Origin of the sequence: Pseudomonas syringae (genome assembly GCF_001698815.1) — a bacterium.
Classification (GTDB): Bacteria; Pseudomonadota; Gammaproteobacteria; order Pseudomonadales; family Pseudomonadaceae; genus Aquipseudomonas; species Aquipseudomonas syringae_A.
This window is the reverse complement of record NZ_LGSI01000005.1, coordinates 135,400-152,028: the sequence shown is the minus strand read 5'-3', so window position 1 is coordinate 152,028 and position 16,629 is coordinate 135,400. Positions and strand designations below refer to the sequence as shown.

The following is a 16,629-nucleotide window of genomic DNA, read 5'->3' as shown; positions in this document are numbered from 1 at the left end:
TACCGCCTTCGGGAATAAATTCCCTCCTACAGAAACTTACGCTGACCTGTTAATCCTCCGGCTGCACCGTCTCCAGCTCGGTCTGAGCGTCCTGCAATTCCTTGCGGGACTCGGCGAGTTTGTCCTTGCGCTTGTTGATCTTCTCCGGATCACCCTTGGTCATCGCCTTGTTCAAATCCGCCTGACGACGGCTGACTTCGCGCTTGGCATCCAGCACTTTCTGCTCGTGTTGTTTGACCAGCGTGGCCTCGCTGCAGTTGGCGTTCACTTCGCTCAGGGCTTTTTCCAGTTCAGCCTGCTGTTGTTTGTTGCCTTCGGCCTTGGCCTCTTCGAGCTTGGTGCTGATTTCCTGACTCTTGGCCACACATCCAGAGGCTTGCGGCGGCAGTTCAGCGGCAAAAATCGGCGTGGCGAACAGGCCGACCAAGGCCAGCAGGGCCCGTGGTGACAAAAACTTCATATGAACTCCTTTTGAAAAAAAGATGGCGGCCGAGCGTGACGATGAAATCCCCGGCGCTGCAGTAATTAATTAAATCTAAAAGCCTTCGACGCCATAAACCCGAAGCTGTTCGCTCAGCGCCTGCACCTCTGGGTGCTGAAAAAAAGCCACCAGTTGCAGCGCGCGTCCCGGACCTACGCCCGGCTCTGCTTGCCACCGCTCAGCGCTGCGCGTCGCCAGCTCCTGCCAGTCAGGCCCCAATTGCGCGTTACCGGCGGGCGGCAGACCGATAGCCGTAAGCCATGTTGAGAACGATCGTTGCCGCGCGCTGCGCAGACTGTCGAGCAGTTTAGCGCTGCTGCGCTCGCCGAGGCCGGGAATGTTAACAAGCTGATCACGATCAAGGGCCATCCAGTCGAGCAGACCGTTGATCTGGCCGGCATTTATCAGCTTGTCCCAGCTGCCGGGGCCGACGCCACTCAAGGCCAGGCCTTTTTTGCCGCTGAGCCAGACCAGTCGCGCCCGGAACTGGTTTTCGCAGCCTGCCGTGGGTTGAAAGCAACTAAGGCCGTGAAACGCATCGGGGTTGGGTATCTTCAGTTGCGCGCGCTCGAGGTTGCGCGAGACGACGCTGTCCAGCCGTGGAATGGTCAGGCCGGCCAGGCTTACCGCGATCTGATCGCCGGGACGAACATCCAGTTCCTGCCAGCGTTGCAGGGAGCCGACGCTGACCCGACTGATCTTTCGGTCGTCCAGCTGCACCGGCTTCAATTCCAGCACCGGCGTGATTCGACCGCTTCGACCAATGTTGAAGTTGACCTTGCGCACCTCAGTCAGCGCCTGGGCATAAGGATATTTCCAGGCAGCGATCCAATACGGAGCCTTGGCCTGCCAGCGCTGGGCCGGCGGCCGTTGACCCTGTCGGATGACCACGCCGTCGGTGGCGAACGGCAGCGGTTGGCGATACCAGTGATCGCGCCATTGTTGCGCCTGGGCAAAGTTCGCCAGCGGCTCGCTGTAATGCGCGCTGGACTCGAACCCCAGAGCTTTTAGGCCTGCCATGCGCTCGGTCATGCCTGCGGGGCCATCTGGCCAGTCCCAGACGAACAGGCCAAGCGCCCCGGCTTCGTCGGCGCTGATGACATTGCGCGCCAACAGCCCGGCCACTTTGCTGCGTGCGTTCAGGCTGCCTCGTGTGGCCTGCACATGATTCTCCAGCCGCCAGTACAACTCGCCCTGCAACACCAGGGTTTCTTCCCACGGCAGATGCGCCGGTATCGCCGGAATCAGTCGCCCATGAGCCGTCCAATCCTGGCCTCGAACACCATCGCCGCGACTGATCACCCGCGCCAGCACGCCTCGCTCATACACCAGCGTCACAGCCACGCCGTCGACTTTCGGCTGAATCCACAGATCGCTGCGTCCGTTGAGCCAGGCCCGCACGGCGTTTTCGTCCGCCAGTTTATTCAGGCCGGTATGCGGTATTGGATGGAGGATCGGGCCGCTGGCGGTCTTGAGCGGGTTGTCGTCGAGTGGCGCCGCTTGCGCGAAACAGGTGCGCAAGAAGTGCAGGCGCTGGCGGGATTGGTCGTACAGCTCGTCCTTGATCAGCGCAACGCCCTGGCGATGGTAACTTTCGTCCCATCGCTCGATCTGGCCTTGCAGGTCGATGATCTGGCTTCGCGCCTTTGTAGGCGTCCAGCCGGGGCATTTGATCGCTTGGGCGTTGACGGCGAACAGGGCAAAAACCACGCAAATTACGGCACGCAGGAGAGGCAGCATCGAAGCATCCTTGCTTGAAGAGGTGGCTCACAGGCTAGCCGCTGCGCTTCAAGGATGACGCGTGGCGTGGTTACCGGGTTTTTCTGCTGGGTGTGATTGGCGTGCCTGACACACCGTATTCGCGAATGAATTCGCTACAAGAGCTCGCGCGGATTCCGGCCAGTTGGAGTGCGGTCAACCTGTAGGACCGGATTTATCCGGGAGGGCGATGGGTTAGTCGATAAAGGTATCGAGGGTGCCGACGCCTCGCGGATGAACTCCTACTCGTCATTCCCACATAGATGATGGTGGATGTGCGGACGGATTCCCGGATGAATCCGGTCCTACAAAAAAAACGTATGTGCATGAACCAAAAAGCCCCTGACGACCACAGTCGCCAGGGGCTTTTCTTACGCCTGAAGCTTAAGGCGTATTACAGGCCGGCAGCGGCGCGCAGGGCGTCGGCACGGTCGGTTTTTTCCCAGGTGAAGGCGGTGAAGGTGTCATCGCCAACCGTCATTTCAACCGGGGTACGACCGAAGTGGCCGTAGGCCGCAGTGGCTTGGTACATCGGGTGCAGCAAGTCGAGCATGGTGGTGATTGCGTATGGACGCAGGTCGAAGTTATCGCGAACCAGCTTGATGATCTTGTCATCGGACAGCTTGCCGGTGCCGAAGGTGTTCAAAGAGATCGAAGTCGGTTGCGCGACGCCGATTGCGTAGGAAACCTGAATCTCGCAACGCTCGGCCAGGCCGGCAGCTACGATGTTCTTGGCAACATAACGACCGGCGTAAGCCGCAGAACGGTCAACCTTGGATGGATCCTTGCCGGAGAACGCGCCGCCGCCGTGACGAGCCATGCCGCCGTAGGTGTCGACGATGATCTTGCGACCGGTCAGGCCGCAGTCGCCAACCGGGCCACCGATGATGAAGTTGCCGGTCGGGTTGATGTGGAACTGGGTGTCTTTGTGCAGCAGTTCAGCTGGCAGCACGTGCTTGACGATCAGCTCCATCACGCCTTCGCGCAGGTCTTTGTAGGAAACTTCCGGGTTGTGTTGGGTCGACAGAACGATTGCGTCGATGCCAACAACCTTGCCGTTTTCGTAACGGCAAGTGACCTGGGATTTCGCGTCCGGGCGCAACCAAGGCAGCAGGCCGGATTTACGGGCTTCAGCCTGGCGATGCACCAGTTGATGCGCGAACGTGATCGGTGCAGGCATCAGCACGTCGGTTTCGTTGCTGGCGTAGCCGAACATCAGGCCCTGGTCGCCAGCGCCCTGATCTTCAGGCTTGCTGCGGTCAACGCCCTGGGCGATGTCCACGGACTGCTTGCCGATGATGTTCATCACGCCGCAGGTCGCGCCGTCGAAGCCGACGTCGGAGCTGTTGTAGCCGATGTCGAGAATGACTTTGCGAACGATGTCTTCCAGATCGACCCAAGCCGATGTGGACACTTCGCCAGCAATGATCGCCACGCCGGTCTTGACCAGCGTTTCGCACGCTACACGGGCGAATTTGTCTTCAGCGATGATTGCGTCCAGAACCGCGTCGGAAATCTGGTCGGCGATTTTGTCTGGATGCCCTTCGGACACGGACTCGGAGGTGAAAAGGGAGTATTCGCTCATCTCTACGGGTTTCCTGAATTTTACCGATGGTGAGTGTTGCCAGCCGGTCGCTGAAAGTGGCGAACCTGGATCTGGAAACCATTACGTAAGCCTACATAGAGGCTTTCCCCGGGAACTAGCCCCGCAGCGATGGCCCAACGGGCCAGATCATCCTGTTCAAAACCCAACCAGAGATCGCCACAGGCTTCCTTTGCCCAGCTCTGGTCGTGGCTACATAACTCTGTCACCAACAGGCTACCGCCTGGTTGCACCAGGTTGGCCAGTTGTTTGAGTGCTTCGGCCGGTGCGGCGAAGTGGTGAAGCACCATGTTCAAGACCACGCAATCGGCGCACACATTGGCGGCGCTTAATGCATCGGCCAGTTTCAGCTCGACGTTAGCCAGTTGCTCGCGCGAACAGACCTGACGGGCCAGTTCGAGCATTGCCGGGCTGTTGTCCAGTGCCGTCACATGCTTGAAGCGCCGCGCCAGTTCCGGCAGAAAACCGCCATCGCCGGGGCCGACTTCCAGCGCTGTGGCTTCAGGGCCGAAGCTTAGTTTGTCGAGCAGCGACAGCAAGCTGTCGCGGTACTGCGCCAGGCCGGCGATCAAATCCTGCTGGGCGCGAAATTTCTCGGCGGTGCGAGCGAAAAAATCCTGGCTGGCACTGGCCCGTTGCCGATGTACCAGACCGATACGGGCCTGAACATCATCCGGCAGCGCCAGCGAGTCCACTTCATCAAGCAGCGCCGCGTGCAACCGGCCGCCGGTCTGGTCGGTGTGGGGCAGCGCGCGACGATAGAAAATCGCATTGCCTTCGCGACGAGTCGCCACCAGATCGGCCTGGGCCAGCACTTTAAGGTGATGACTCATGCCGGATTGGCCGATGGCGAAGATCTGCGCCAGCTCCAGCACGCCGAACGAATCGTTGGCCAGGGCGCGCAAGACGTTCAGCCGCAGTGGATCGCCGCCGGCCTTGCACAAGGCAGAAAGGTCGTCGCAATCGTCGTGGCGAATGGCTGGTACGCGAAGGTTCATATGGCTGGCAGTCTAGTTAGCGACCTCGCTTGTCGCAAGAGCAATATCAAAAAGTTTTGATATTGGGTGATGGGTGGCAGTTCTCAGGCGTCATGAATCCGCGATTGGCACTAGCAGAAAGCCATAGGTGAACAAATAACGAACAGCCAGCAGGAAAAACAACCACAAGCCGTTATCTTCCATTGCCCCCAGGCAGTGCCTGAGGGAAAATGCTCGCCTTTTTCAGATCCATTCTTTTCCCAGTTCCCAGGAGATCAGCGATGCCCAGCCGTCGTGAGCGTGCCAACGCCATTCGTGCACTCAGCATGGATGCCGTGCAAAAAGCCAACAGCGGCCATCCCGGTGCCCCTATGGGCATGGCGGATATCGCCGAAGTACTTTGGCGCGACTATCTGAAACACAACCCTGCCAATCCGGCATTCGCCGACCGCGACCGCTTCATCATGTCCAACGGTCACGGCTCGATGCTGGTTTATTCGTTGTTGCACCTGACCGGCTACGACCTGTCTATCGACGACCTGAAAAACTTCCGCCAGCTGCACAGCCGCACGCCGGGTCACCCGGAATACGGTTACACCCCTGGCGTCGAGACCACCACCGGTCCATTGGGCCAAGGCTTGGCCAACGCCGTTGGTTTTGCCATCGCCGAAAAAACCCTGGCCGCCCAGTTCAACCGTCCTGGCCATAACATCGTTGATCACCACACCTACGTTTTCCTGGGTGATGGCTGCATGATGGAAGGCATTTCCCACGAAGTCGGCTCTTTGGCCGGCACGTTGAACCTGAACAAGCTGATCGCCTTCTACGACGACAACGGCATCTCCATCGATGGCGAAGTCGAAGGCTGGTTCACCGATGACACGCCAAAGCGCTTCGAAGCCTACGGCTGGCTGGTGATCCGCAACGTCGACGGCCATGACGCCGACGAAATCAAGACCGCTATCGACACCGCTCGCAAGAGCGACCAGCCGACGCTGATCTGCTGCAAGACCACCATCGGTTTCGGTTCGCCGAACAAGCAAGGCAAGGAAGAATCCCACGGCGCGCCACTGGGTGCCGATGAAATCGCCTTGACCCGCGCAGCCCTGAAATGGACCCACGGTCCGTTCGAAATCCCGGCTGACATCTATGCCGAGTGGAGCGCGAAAGAAAAAGGCCTGGCGGTTGAAGCCGAGTGGGATCAGCGTTTCGCTGCCTATTCTGCTGCGCACCCTGAGCTGGCCAACGAGCTGATCCGTCGCATGAGCGGCGAGTTGCCAGCTGACTTCGCCGAGAAATCCGCAGCGTATGTTGCTGAAGTCAACGCCAAGGGCGAAACCATCGCCAGCCGTAAAGCCAGCCAGAACGCCTTGAGCGCTTTCGGCCCGCTGCTGCCGGAAATCCTCGGCGGTTCCGCTGACCTTGCCGGTTCCAACCTGACCATCTGGAAGGGCTGCAAGAGCATCACCGGCGAAGACGCCAGCGGCAACTACCTGCATTACGGTGTGCGTGAGTTCGGCATGGGCGCCATGATGAACGGCATCGCCCTGCACGGCGGGTTCGTGCCTTACGGCGCGACCTTCCTGATCTTCATGGAATACGCCCGTAACGCGGTGCGCATGTCCTCGTTGATGAAGAAGCGTGTGATCTACGTGTTCACCCACGACTCCATCGGTCTGGGCGAAGACGGTCCGACTCACCAGCCAATCGAGCAACTGACCAGCCTGCGCACCACGCCGAACCTTGATACATGGCGTCCAGCGGATGCGGTGGAGTCGGCGATTGCCTGGAAATACGCCCTTGAGCGTAACGACGGCCCATCGGCGTTGATCTTCTCGCGTCAGAACCTGACTCACCAAGCGCGCAACGCAATCCAGCTGGCGGATGTCGCCCGTGGTGGTTACGTGCTGCGTGATTGCGTCGGCGAGCCTGAGCTGATCCTGATCGCTACCGGTTCGGAAGTCGGTCTGGCCGTGCAGGCGTTCGACGCGCTCAGCGCGCAAGGTCGCAACGTGCGTGTGGTTTCCATGCCATGCACCAGCGTGTTCGATGCCCAGGACGCGATGTACAAGCAAACCGTTCTGCCGTTGCAGGTCAGTGCGCGTATCGCCATCGAAGCTGCGCATGCGGACTTCTGGTACAAGTACGTCGGTCTGGAAGGTCGCGTCATCGGCATGACCACGTTCGGCGAATCGGCGCCTGCGCCGGCCTTGTTCGAAGAGTTCGGCTTCACCCTGGAAAACATCCTGGGTACGGCTGAAGAGTTGCTGGAAGACTGATAGCGATCTGTTGGAGCGAGGCTTGCCCGCGAAATTGGGCGATACGGTTTGTCTGACAGACCGTATTGCTGCCTTCGCGGGCAAGCCTCGCTCCAACGCGTCTTGGTGACTTGCCCACGAGAACCCCATGCCCCAGCACCGTCCTTATAAAGTTGCACTCAACGGCTACGGCCGTATCGGTCGTTGCGTCGTTCGCGCGCTTTGCGAGCGGGGGGCGAAGGCCGGGTTCGAAGTGGTTGCCATCAACGATCTGGCCGACATGGCCAGTCTCGAATACCTCACGCGCTTTGACTCCACACATGGCCGGTTCCCCGGCGAAGTGCGGGTTGAAGGGCAATACCTGCACATCAATGATCACAAGATCAAAGTATTGCGCAGTGCAACTCCCGAAGGCATTGACTGGGCCGCGCTGGACATTGATCTGGTGCTGGAGTGTTCCGGGGTCTACAACACCCGCGAAGACGGCCAGCGCTTTCTCGATGCCGGCGCGCCGCGTGTGCTGTTTTCCCAGCCCATGGCCAGCGAAGCCGATGTCGACGCCACCATCGTGTTCGGCATCAATCAGCAGAACCTGACCGGCAATGAGCTGCTGGTTTCGGCGGCGTCCTGCACCACCAACTGCAGCGTGCCATTGCTGCGCCTGCTGGATCAGGCCATCGGTCTGGAATACGTGACCATCACCACGATCCACTCGGCGATGAACGACCAGCCGGTGATTGACGCCTATCATCATGAAGACCTGCGCCGCACGCGCTCGGCCTTTCAGTCGATCATTCCGGTGTCCACTGGTCTGGCACGTGGCATCGAGCGGCTGCTTCCGGAACTTGCCGGCCGAATTCAGGCCAAAGCAGTGCGTGTGCCGACCGTCAATGTGTCGTGCCTGGATATCACGCTGCAAAGCGCGCGCGATACCGACGCCGTTGAAATCAACCGCATTCTTCGCGAGGCCGCCACGGGCGGACCGTTGAAAGGGTTGCTGGCCTATACCGAACTGCCGCACGCCAGTTGTGATTTCAACCATGACCCTCATTCGGCCATCGTCGATGCGAGTCAGACCCGCGTATCCGGCCCACGGCTGGTCAATCTGCTGGCCTGGTTCGATAACGAATGGGGTTTTGCCAATCGAATGCTTGACGTCGCTGATCATTTTTTGCGCGTCGCAGACCAACAACAGTAAAAACAGGGATTCACTCATGACCGTGTTGAAGATGACCGACCTCGACCTGCAAGGTAAGCGCGTATTGATCCGCGAAGACCTCAACGTCCCGATCAAGGACGGCGCAGTCAGCAGTGATGCACGTATTCTCGCGTCGTTGCCGACCATCAAGCTGGCACTGGAAAAGGGCGCGGCCGTGATGGTCTGCTCGCACCTTGGGCGCCCGACTGAAGGCGAATTCTCCGCTGAAAACAGCCTCAAGCCAGTCGCCGAATACCTGAGCAAAGCCCTGGGCCGCGACGTGCCGCTGGTGGCTGATTACCTGGACGGCGTTGACGTCAAGCCCGGCGATATCGTGCTGTTCGAGAACGTGCGCTTCAACAAGGGCGAGAAAAAAAACGCTGACGAGCTGGCGCAGAAATACGCGGCCTTGTGCGACGTGTTCGTGATGGACGCTTTCGGCACCGCGCACCGCGCTGAAGGTTCGACCCACGGCGTGGCCAAGTTCGCCAAAATCGCTGCGGCAGGTCCGCTGCTGGCTGCCGAGCTGGATGCCTTGGGCAAAGCCCTCGGCGCTCCGGCCCAACCAATGGCGGCCATTGTTGCCGGCTCCAAGGTTTCCACCAAACTCGACGTACTCAACAGCCTGAGCGCCATCTGCAATCAGCTGATCGTCGGCGGCGGCATCGCCAACACCTTCCTGGCCGCAGCCGGTCACAACGTCGGCAAGTCGCTGTACGAACCTGATCTGCTGGACACTGCCCGGGAGATCGCCGCCAAGGTCAGCGTGCCTTTGCCGGTCGACGTGGTGGTCGCCAAGCAATTCGCCGAAAGCGCCGTAGCGACTGTCAAACTGGTCGGCGACGTTGCCGATGACGACATGATCCTGGATATCGGCCCGCAAACTGCAGCGCACTTCGCCGAACTACTGAAATCTTCCAAGACTATTCTGTGGAACGGCCCGGTTGGCGTGTTCGAGTTCGACCAGTTTGGCGAAGGTACCAAGACCCTGGCCAAGGCCATCGCAGAAAGCTCGGCATTCTCCATCGCGGGCGGCGGCGACACTCTGGCGGCAATCGACAAATATGGCATTGCCGATCAAATCTCCTACATTTCAACCGGTGGTGGTGCGTTTCTGGAGTTTGTCGAAGGCAAAGTCCTGCCGGCCGTAGAAATACTGGAACAGCGCGCCAAGGCTTGAGAGCCGGCTTTGGACAAAGGGAATTCACATGCTTAAGCCGATACCGCTGTTGATTGTCGCGGGTTTGCTCAGCGGATGCGCCAGCGAGCCGGAAGCCGGCGAGGTGGATCGTGCGCCTGATGTGCTGCAAGTCAGCTGCTATCAGGCTCACTGGCAGGCTGAAACCGTGCCGATCCTCTACAAGAGGGGCGGCGAAACGGCGCTGGATAAATACGAATTCATGCCGACCGTCGGGCCGGTGGGCTGTCGGTAAAAGCTCTTCCGGCAATTGATTTGGCAACAACCGGGTACAAAAGTGGTCATTAGCAGGTGGATAACTTTTCTGAATAAGGAACTTCACCATGAAAATCTCCGCTCTGGCCCTGGTCAGTTGTTTGGTATTGGCCGGTTGCAGCGGGTCTGGAGCTCACTCCAAGGCCTGTGAAGTATTTACTCCGGCGGCCGTGAATGTGCCGACGACCCAGAACGAACAACGGGTCGAAGCGCAGGCAACGGGTGAGCCGGCCGATGATCGGAATCAGGAACAGAACTGCCCCTGATAGAACGAAGCAACTGGCATCTGCCGTGCTTCACGGGGCAGGCCAGGAGATGTAATGAAAGGCGTGATTGCTCTTGCGACACTTGCAGTGCTTGGTGGTTGCGCCAGCATGAAGGCACCGGAACAAGGCGACACCTGGACCCATTGGGTGTGCGACAGCAAAGCCCAGGTTCACTGGCGTTTTGTGGGTCAGGCCAAGGCCGAGGTTGATGTCCGGCTCAATGAGAGCGATCAGGTTTTCAGGCTCAAGGCCGAGCCGGGTACGCCGTCGTTGTACAGCAACGGTGTGCTGGCGTTTAACGACAAAGGTGATGAAGGCCTGGTTTACTGGGAAGCCACCAATGATTTGATCGGTCGCGGCTGCAAGGCCCGATAAACACCGGGTTACACCTGCGCCGATGATCGAGCGCACGGCCTTCGGGCCGGAGCTTAGAACTTGAACAGCAGCCGCCGCTACGGCAGGTTTGCACGATTAACGACCCTACCGGGAGAGACACATACAATGGCACTTATCAGCATGCGCCAGATGTTGGACCACGCAGCCGAATTCGGTTACGGCGTTCCAGCTTTCAACGTCAACAACCTGGAACAAATGCGCGCCATTATGGAAGCGGCCGACAAGACCGATTCCCCGGTGATCGTTCAGGCTTCGGCCGGCGCTCGCAAATACGCCGGCGCCCCGTTCCTGCGTCACCTGATCCTTGCTGCGGTGGAAGAATTCCCGCACATCCCGGTGGTCATGCACCAGGACCACGGCACCAGCCCTGACATCTGCCAGCGTTCGATCCAGCTGGGCTTCAGCTCGGTGATGATGGACGGCTCGCTGGGTGTCGACGGCAAGACGCCGACTACCTACGAATACAACGTTGAAGTGACGCGCCGGGTTGTTGCCTTCGCTCACGCGTGCGGTGTTTCGGTCGAGGGTGAGCTGGGTGTTCTGGGCTCGCTGGAAACCGGCATGGCTGGCGAAGAAGACGGCGTTGGCGCAGAAGGCATGCTGGATCACAGCCAGATGTTGACCGATCCGGAAGAAGCCGCTGACTTCGTGAAGAAGACCCAGGTCGATGCCCTGGCCATCGCCATCGGCACCAGCCACGGCGCATACAAGTTCACCAAGCCGCCTACCGGTGACATCCTGGCGATTGATCGCATCAAGGAAATCCACAAGCGCATTCCGAACACGCATCTGGTCATGCACGGTTCGTCTTCGGTGCCGCAAGAGTGGCTGAAAATCATCAACGAGTTCGGCGGTGACATCAAAGAAACCTACGGCGTACCGGTCGAAGAAATCGTTGAAGGCATCAAGCACGGCGTGCGCAAGATCAACATCGACACCGACTTGCGTCTGGCGTCCACTGGCGCAATCCGCGAGTTCATGGCCAAAAACCCAAGCGAATTCGACCCGCGTAAATACCTGGCCAAGACCGTAACGGCCATGCGTGACGTGTGTATCGCTCGCTACGAAGCATTCGGCACCGCCGGCAATGCCTCGAAGATCAAGCCAGTGTCCCTGGATGTGATGTTCGAGCGTTACGCCCGAGGCGAGCTGGATGCCAAGATCAACTGAGTCCGGTTGATCCAGCAATGAAAAAGCCCGCAGCGATGCGGGCTTTTTTGTGGGTTTTTCGCGGGTATTTGTAGGAGGGGATTTATCCCCGAATGCGGAGCATCAGACGATGTAAAAGATCCGGTGGTTCTCTAGCACCGGTTGGCCTCTTCCCGGATAAATCCGGTCCCACAGATTTCACGCTTCAGGCTTGGCTTGGCAACCCAATCACCCGCCCCACATACCTCGGCACCGGCAAGTCCTTCTGGTTTTCCACGATCCCCAGCAACGCATTCAACACCGCCTCATCGAACGGCGCGGAACGTGGCCCGGCTGCCAGATCCACATGCAGCAGCATTTGCTCACTGGCCGCCAGCGGCTCGTCGATGTCGACCTTGTGCAGGCTGTGGTAGAGGTGCACGCGCTTGTGATCATGGGCGACGATTTGCGTGCGGACTTCGACCAACTCGCGCAGCTTCACTTCGTTCAGGTAATTGATATGCGCTTCCAGGGTAAACAGCGAATGGCCGCTGGCGTCGCGGTTGTCGCAGGTCAGGCCGATGCGGTCCATGAAGGCGTCCGTGGCGTAGCTGAAAATCAGCAGGTAAAAGGCATCGCGCAGATGCCCGTTGTAGTCGACCCAATCGGCGAGAATCGGGGTTTTGTAGGTGATGAGGTTGGGCATTTGGATGTTCCTTGGAAATGCTTGGTCTACCTCGATCCTGTGGGAACCGAGCTTGCTCGCGAAAGCAGTCGCAACGTTAAATCTGGCACACCGCGTTATCGTTCTTCGCGAACAAGCTCGCTCCCACAGGGTCTTGATGTTGGTTCTGGTTTGGCGCTAGTCGTTGAACGGCATTCCATGCTTGAGCTTGGTCACGCGCACCGCTTCCATCACCGCCAGCAGGCAGTCATCGCGATAACGTTCCAGCGCGGCGATGCTGTGGTTGCCCAGTTGATCGCTGGTGCCATCGACCACATCGTCGATCAGCTTGTCGGTGAGTTCCGGTGCAGGCAGGTAAGTCCACGGCAGCTTCAGGGCCGGGCCGAACTGGTTCATGAAATGCCGCATCCCGGCGTCGCCGCCCGCCAGTGTGTAGGTCAGGAACGTGCCCATGAACGACCAGCGCAGACCGGCGCCAAAGCGAATCGCATCGTCGATTTCACCCGTCGTCGCCACGCCGTCGTTGACCAGATGCAACGCCTCGCGCCACAGCGCTTCCAGCAAGCGGTCGGCGATGAATCCGGGGACTTCCTTGCGCACATGCAGCGGACGCATGCCGAGCGACTCATACACTTTGATCGCCGCCTGCACCGCTTCCGGCGCGGTATTGCGGCCGCCGACCACTTCCACCAGCGGCAGCAGATAAACCGGGTTGAACGGATGACCGACCACGCAGCGTTCCGGATGCGTCGCGCCTTCGTAGAACTCGCTGGGCAACAGGCCCGACGTGCTGGAGCCAATCAGCGCATTGGGCTTGGCCGACGCGCTGATCTTGCCGTGCAGCTCAAGCTTGAGATCAAGGCGTTCCGGGGCGCTTTCCTGAATGAAATCGGCATCGCGCACGCATTCCTCGATGGTCGCGACAAAGCGTAGGCGATCCTGCGATGCCCCGGACGCCAGGCCTTTTTGTTCAAGCGCGGGCCAGGCAGTGGCAACACGTTTGCGCAAGGCGGCTTCAGCGCCCGGAGCCGGATCCCAGGCGATAACGTCCAGGCCGTGGGCCAGCGCGCGCGCAACCCAGCCGCTGCCAATGACGCCGCTGCCCAGGGCCGCGAAGGTTTTGATGTCGGTGATGAAGGTCATGGGTATTCCTGAATTGAATAGAATGCTGGGGGCGCCGTTATGCCTTGACGCTGCGCAGGCTCCGTAGGACCGGCTTCAGCCGGGAGAGCGCCCTCCCGGCTGAAGCCGGTCCTACGGAAACAAGACAGTCAGTGGCTCAACCGCGCTTGGTCAAACCCATCTTCACGCGGCCTTCTGCCGGGGTCATGACGCGGGCGCCGAGGCGGCTGAGGATTTCGCTGGCGCGTTCCACCAGCGCACCATTGCTGGCCAGCACGCCACGGTCGAGCCAGATGTTGTCTTCCAGCCCGACCCGCACGTTGCCGCCCAGCAGCACCGCTTGCGCCGCCATGGGCATTTGCATGCGGCCGATGCCAAAGCCAGCCCACACCGCATCGGCGGGCAAATTGTCGACCATGGCTTTCATGGTGGTGGTGTCTGCTGGCGCGCCCCACGGAATACCCAGGCACAGCTGGAACAGCGGGTTGTCGAGCAGGCCTTCCTTGATCATCTGCTTGGCGAACCACAGATGACCGGTGTCGAAGATTTCCAGCTCCGCCTTCACGCCCAGCTCCTGAATGCGCTTGGCGCCAGCGCGCAGCTGGGCGGGCGTGGACACATAAATGGTGTCGCCATCGCCGAAATTCAGCGTGCCGCAATCCAGGGTGCAGATTTCCGGCAGCAACTCTTCGACATGCGCCAGGCGGGTCAGCGGGCCGACCAGATCGGTATTCGGGCCGAACTCCAGTGGGCGCTCGCCGGGGCCGATTTCCAGATCGCCGCCCATGCCAGCGGTGAGGTTGACGATGATGTCGATGTCCGCCTCGCGAATGCGCTCCATCACCTCGCGATACAGCGCCACGTCGCGGCTGAACTTGCCGGTTTGCGGGTCACGGACGTGGCAGTGGACAACCGTCGCGCCGGCTTTGGCGGCTTCAACCGCTGCCGCTGCGATCTGTTTGGGCGTGACCGGAACAAGATGGCTTCTTCCGGTGGTGTCGCCAGCACCGGTGAGTGCGCAGGTGATGATGACGTCATGGTTCATTGATCAGGTTCCTTGCAGGCTTGGCGTGATTTGTTTTGATGGTGCAAAACTACGCAGCCAACGCCCCGCAAAAGCGCACAGCGGCGACCCGCTCTTGCACAGCAGCGACCTGTGCTATTGCCATGCTCGTGCAACCGGCGTATCTCAATGCGCACTGCCCGGCGATATCGTAGGAGCGGCTTTAGCCGCGAGCCGCAAAAGCGTCCTCCCGGCTGAAGCCGGTCCTACGGTTTTGCGCTCTTCATCAAACGGAAACCATGAATGTCCCAGGATTTCTACTTTCTGCTCATGCCCGGTTTCTCCGTGATGGGTTTTGTGTCGGCGGTGGAGCCGTTGCGGGTCGCCAATCGGTTTGGTGGCGAGCTGTACCGCTGGCATGTATTGAGCGTGGATGGCGGCGCGGTGATAGCCAGCAACGGCATGTCGGTCAATGCCGATGCGGCGCTGGAGCCGCTGAAAAAAGGCGCAATGGTGTGGGTCGTGGCTGGGTTCGAGCCGTTGAAGTTCTGCACGCCGGCACTCGAACACTGGCTGCGGCGCCTGGACAACGAAGGCGTGACCCTGGGGGCAATCGATTCGGGGAGTTTTGTGCTGGCCCAGGCCGGGCTGCTGGATAACCATCGGCTGACCATGCATTGGGAAGCCATCGATGCCTTCAAGGAGTCATGGCCGAAGCTGCAGGTTACCCAGGAATTGTTTGAGATCGACCGGCGACGCATCACCTGTGCGGGCGGCACCGCGTCCATCGACATGATGCTCGACCTGATTGGCCAGGCCCACGGCCCGGAACTGGCGATCAAGGTGTCGGAGCAATTCGTGCTCGGGCGCATTCGTCCGCGCAAGGATCACCAGCGCATGCAGATCGCCACGCGTTATGGCATCAGCAGCAAAAAACTGGTGCAGGTGATTGGTGAAATGGAGCAACACACCGAACCGCCATTAAGCACGCTGCAACTGGCCGAAGGCATTCAGGTCACGCGACGCCAACTGGAGCGGCTGTTCCGTTTGCATCTCAACGACACACCGAGCAATTTCTATCTCGGCCTGCGCCTGGAAAAAGCCCGGCAGTTGCTGCGTCAGAGTGACATGAGCGTGCTGGAAGTGAGCATCGCCTGCGGCTTTGAGTCGCCGTCGTATTTCACCCGCAGTTACCGGGCGCGATTTGCCCAATGCCCGAGGGAAGACCGGCGCGCAATCAAACTCTCGTAGGAGCGAATTTATTCGCGAATAGGCCAGCACATCCAATACATTTTTCGCGGCTGAAATCGCGCTCCCGGATGAATCCGGTCCTACGATTACCTCTTCATCAACCCCGAACACGCCGCCTTGTACGCCTCATGCTGATATTTATTCAGCGACGCGGGCAGAGCGAAGTCGTGTTTCTTGTTTTGCGCATTGATGGTCTGCGGCGACATCAGCGTCACCTCGCAATCGGACAACAGCTGAAAAATCGTTTCGATCTTGAATGTGGTCGGTCCGCCAGCGAACTCGCCTTTCTTGCTGCGCTTCTTGATCACGATATGGCTGATGCCGTTCTGACGCACAAAGCTGGCGATCTGCGTCGCGAAGGCTTTGACGCTGGCTGACTCGTCGTCGTCTTCCAGGGCGATCTTCTTGATCGCCAGCGGCAAGTGTTCGATGCCGCCATGCTGCAGGGTCGCGAGGGCGAAAATAGCCTCGCTGCCTTTGATTTCCACGCCGCAAATAATCATGAGAAAGCCTTAACTACACAGTCCGAAATTTATAAGGCCGACACGATAGCCCATCGAAAAACGTTATTCCTGGGCGATCGACTCCAGGTATTCCGAGCGCTCATCGCTCATGCGCGCCAGGCAGTCATTCTCGGCGATGGTGAATGCCTTGCTGCCAGCGGCGGCCGGGAAGACTTCCACGGCGCAGTCAGCGTCGCGCAGTTTTTGCCAGGCTTGCTGGGCGGTCTTGAGCTTACCGGTGAAATAGTCGAATTGCGCCTTGTTGGCACCGAATTGGGTCTGCACCCGCTGCAACAGGTTCTGGAAATTCTCGTTGAGCAGCTGCTCGGCGGTTTCGCGGCTGTATTTCGAGCACTCAAGGGTCTGCTTATCCTCGTCTACGCCGTCGCAAGGCGTTGCATCGGGGTTTTGTGCAGCGTGAGCGCCAGTAATGCCGGTCGCCAGAAGAGCCAAAGTCAGGAAAACGGTTTTCATCGAGTCGCTCCGATCCATTGATGCGTTGAATTCTGGCCCATGCGCGAGGCAAAGAACAGGTTTGCGACACAGA

At 59.5% G+C, this 16,629-nt stretch carries 17 protein-coding genes; 8 read left to right on the top strand and 9 right to left on the bottom strand.

Translation table 11 applies throughout. From position 1 onward, the window contains the following. Nucleotides 1-49 precede the first annotated feature (49 nt). From AFK24_RS01620 to AFK24_RS01605, 4 genes are all read right to left on the bottom strand, one after another. Entirely contained in the window at nt 50-460 is a 411-nt protein-coding gene (locus AFK24_RS01620; protein ID WP_065831579.1) for a DUF1090 domain-containing protein, read from the bottom strand. 75 nt (nt 461-535) lie between these two features. Continuing rightward, nucleotides 536-2,221, bottom strand: a complete 1,686-nt coding sequence (ligB, locus tag AFK24_RS01615; RefSeq protein WP_065831578.1) for an NAD-dependent DNA ligase LigB — start codon at nt 2,219-2,221, stop codon at nt 536-538. Between the two features lie 412 nt (nt 2,222-2,633). Then, nucleotides 2,634-3,824, bottom strand: a complete 1,191-nt coding sequence (gene metK, locus AFK24_RS01610) for a methionine adenosyltransferase (RefSeq protein ID WP_020293568.1) — start codon at nt 3,822-3,824, stop codon at nt 2,634-2,636. Nucleotides 3,825-3,844: 20 nt separating this feature from the next. Further along, entirely contained in the window at nt 3,845-4,840 is a 996-nt protein-coding gene (locus AFK24_RS01605) for an ArsR/SmtB family transcription factor (protein WP_065831577.1), read from the bottom strand. 260 nt (nt 4,841-5,100) lie between these two features. On the opposite strand from AFK24_RS01605, the gene tkt reads away from it, so the two are divergent. The 7 genes from tkt to fba all read left to right on the top strand — a co-directional run bounded on the left by tkt (nt 5,101) and on the right by fba (nt 11,560). Beyond that, a complete protein-coding gene (tkt, locus tag AFK24_RS01600) occupies nt 5,101-7,098 on the top strand; it encodes a transketolase (protein ID WP_065831576.1) in 1,998 nt (665 codons plus the stop codon). A 127-nt stretch (nt 7,099-7,225) separates the two neighbouring features. Then, nucleotides 7,226-8,275 carry an erythrose-4-phosphate dehydrogenase gene (epd, locus tag AFK24_RS01595; protein WP_020293572.1) on the top strand — a complete coding sequence of 350 codons (1,050 nt, stop codon included), beginning with the start codon at nt 7,226-7,228 and terminating at the stop codon, nt 8,273-8,275. A 16-nt stretch (nt 8,276-8,291) separates the two neighbouring features. Then, nucleotides 8,292-9,455: a phosphoglycerate kinase gene (locus AFK24_RS01590; protein ID WP_065831575.1), complete on the top strand. Its 1,164-nt coding sequence runs from the start codon at nt 8,292-8,294 to the stop codon at nt 9,453-9,455. A 28-nt stretch (nt 9,456-9,483) separates the two neighbouring features. Next, a complete protein-coding gene (locus AFK24_RS01585) occupies nt 9,484-9,708 on the top strand; it encodes a hypothetical protein (RefSeq protein WP_065831574.1) in 225 nt (74 codons plus the stop codon). Nucleotides 9,709-9,796: 88 nt separating this feature from the next. Continuing rightward, nucleotides 9,797-9,994 (top strand): hypothetical protein, encoded by a 198-nt coding sequence (locus tag AFK24_RS01580; protein ID WP_065831573.1) that lies wholly within the window; start codon nt 9,797-9,799, stop codon nt 9,992-9,994. Nucleotides 9,995-10,048: 54 nt separating this feature from the next. Continuing rightward, nucleotides 10,049-10,369, top strand: a complete 321-nt coding sequence (locus AFK24_RS01575) for an MliC family protein (protein WP_065831572.1) — start codon at nt 10,049-10,051, stop codon at nt 10,367-10,369. Nucleotides 10,370-10,495: 126 nt separating this feature from the next. After that, nucleotides 10,496-11,560, top strand: coding sequence for a class II fructose-bisphosphate aldolase (gene fba, locus AFK24_RS01570; protein WP_020293577.1), 1,065 nt, complete (start codon nt 10,496-10,498; stop codon nt 11,558-11,560). A 184-nt stretch (nt 11,561-11,744) separates the two neighbouring features. Here the strand turns inward: fba and AFK24_RS01565 are convergent, their stop codons facing one another. From AFK24_RS01565 to AFK24_RS01555, 3 genes are all read right to left on the bottom strand, one after another. Further along, a complete protein-coding gene (locus tag AFK24_RS01565; RefSeq protein WP_065831571.1) occupies nt 11,745-12,224 on the bottom strand; it encodes a thioesterase family protein in 480 nt (159 codons plus the stop codon). 156 nt (nt 12,225-12,380) lie between these two features. Beyond that, nucleotides 12,381-13,346, bottom strand: coding sequence for an L-carnitine dehydrogenase (locus AFK24_RS01560; RefSeq protein ID WP_065831570.1), 966 nt, complete (start codon nt 13,344-13,346; stop codon nt 12,381-12,383). A gap of 136 nt (nt 13,347-13,482) precedes the next feature. Beyond that, nucleotides 13,483-14,370, bottom strand: coding sequence for a 3-keto-5-aminohexanoate cleavage protein (locus AFK24_RS01555; protein ID WP_020293580.1), 888 nt, complete (start codon nt 14,368-14,370; stop codon nt 13,483-13,485). 261 nt (nt 14,371-14,631) lie between these two features. Here AFK24_RS01555 and AFK24_RS01550 point away from each other — a divergent pair, with 261 nt between their 5' ends. Further along, entirely contained in the window at nt 14,632-15,579 is a 948-nt protein-coding gene (locus AFK24_RS01550) for a GlxA family transcriptional regulator (RefSeq protein WP_065831569.1), read from the top strand. 86 nt (nt 15,580-15,665) lie between these two features. Here the strand turns inward: AFK24_RS01550 and AFK24_RS01545 are convergent, their stop codons facing one another. Together AFK24_RS01545 and AFK24_RS01540 are read right to left on the bottom strand one after the other, a co-directional pair. Beyond that, entirely contained in the window at nt 15,666-16,082 is a 417-nt protein-coding gene (locus tag AFK24_RS01545) for a DUF3010 family protein (protein ID WP_065831568.1), read from the bottom strand. Between the two features lie 63 nt (nt 16,083-16,145). After that, nucleotides 16,146-16,556: a lysozyme inhibitor LprI family protein gene (locus tag AFK24_RS01540; RefSeq protein ID WP_065831567.1), complete on the bottom strand. Its 411-nt coding sequence runs from the start codon at nt 16,554-16,556 to the stop codon at nt 16,146-16,148. Nucleotides 16,557-16,629 lie beyond the last annotated feature (73 nt).

Coding starts and splice junctions, on each gene's coding strand:
- fba (WP_020293577.1), top strand. CDS start 10,496: ATGGCACTTATCAGCATGCGCCAGATGTTGGACCACGCAGCCGAATTC.
- ligB (WP_065831578.1), bottom strand. CDS start 2,221: ATGCTGCCTCTCCTGCGTGCCGTAATTTGCGTGGTTTTTGCCCTGTTC.
- AFK24_RS01580 (WP_065831573.1), top strand. CDS start 9,797: ATGAAAATCTCCGCTCTGGCCCTGGTCAGTTGTTTGGTATTGGCCGGT.
- tkt (WP_065831576.1), top strand. CDS start 5,101: ATGCCCAGCCGTCGTGAGCGTGCCAACGCCATTCGTGCACTCAGCATG.
- AFK24_RS01605 (WP_065831577.1), bottom strand. CDS start 4,840: ATGAACCTTCGCGTACCAGCCATTCGCCACGACGATTGCGACGACCTT.
- AFK24_RS01545 (WP_065831568.1), bottom strand. CDS start 16,082: ATGATTATTTGCGGCGTGGAAATCAAAGGCAGCGAGGCTATTTTCGCC.
- AFK24_RS01560 (WP_065831570.1), bottom strand. CDS start 13,346: ATGACCTTCATCACCGACATCAAAACCTTCGCGGCCCTGGGCAGCGGC.
- AFK24_RS01585 (WP_065831574.1), top strand. CDS start 9,484: ATGCTTAAGCCGATACCGCTGTTGATTGTCGCGGGTTTGCTCAGCGGA.
- metK (WP_020293568.1), bottom strand. CDS start 3,824: ATGAGCGAATACTCCCTTTTCACCTCCGAGTCCGTGTCCGAAGGGCAT.
- epd (WP_020293572.1), top strand. CDS start 7,226: ATGCCCCAGCACCGTCCTTATAAAGTTGCACTCAACGGCTACGGCCGT.
- AFK24_RS01575 (WP_065831572.1), top strand. CDS start 10,049: ATGAAAGGCGTGATTGCTCTTGCGACACTTGCAGTGCTTGGTGGTTGC.
- AFK24_RS01590 (WP_065831575.1), top strand. CDS start 8,292: ATGACCGTGTTGAAGATGACCGACCTCGACCTGCAAGGTAAGCGCGTA.
- AFK24_RS01540 (WP_065831567.1), bottom strand. CDS start 16,556: ATGAAAACCGTTTTCCTGACTTTGGCTCTTCTGGCGACCGGCATTACT.
- AFK24_RS01550 (WP_065831569.1), top strand. CDS start 14,632: ATGTCCCAGGATTTCTACTTTCTGCTCATGCCCGGTTTCTCCGTGATG.
- AFK24_RS01565 (WP_065831571.1), bottom strand. CDS start 12,224: ATGCCCAACCTCATCACCTACAAAACCCCGATTCTCGCCGATTGGGTC.
- AFK24_RS01620 (WP_065831579.1), bottom strand. CDS start 460: ATGAAGTTTTTGTCACCACGGGCCCTGCTGGCCTTGGTCGGCCTGTTC.
- AFK24_RS01555 (WP_020293580.1), bottom strand. CDS start 14,370: ATGAACCATGACGTCATCATCACCTGCGCACTCACCGGTGCTGGCGAC.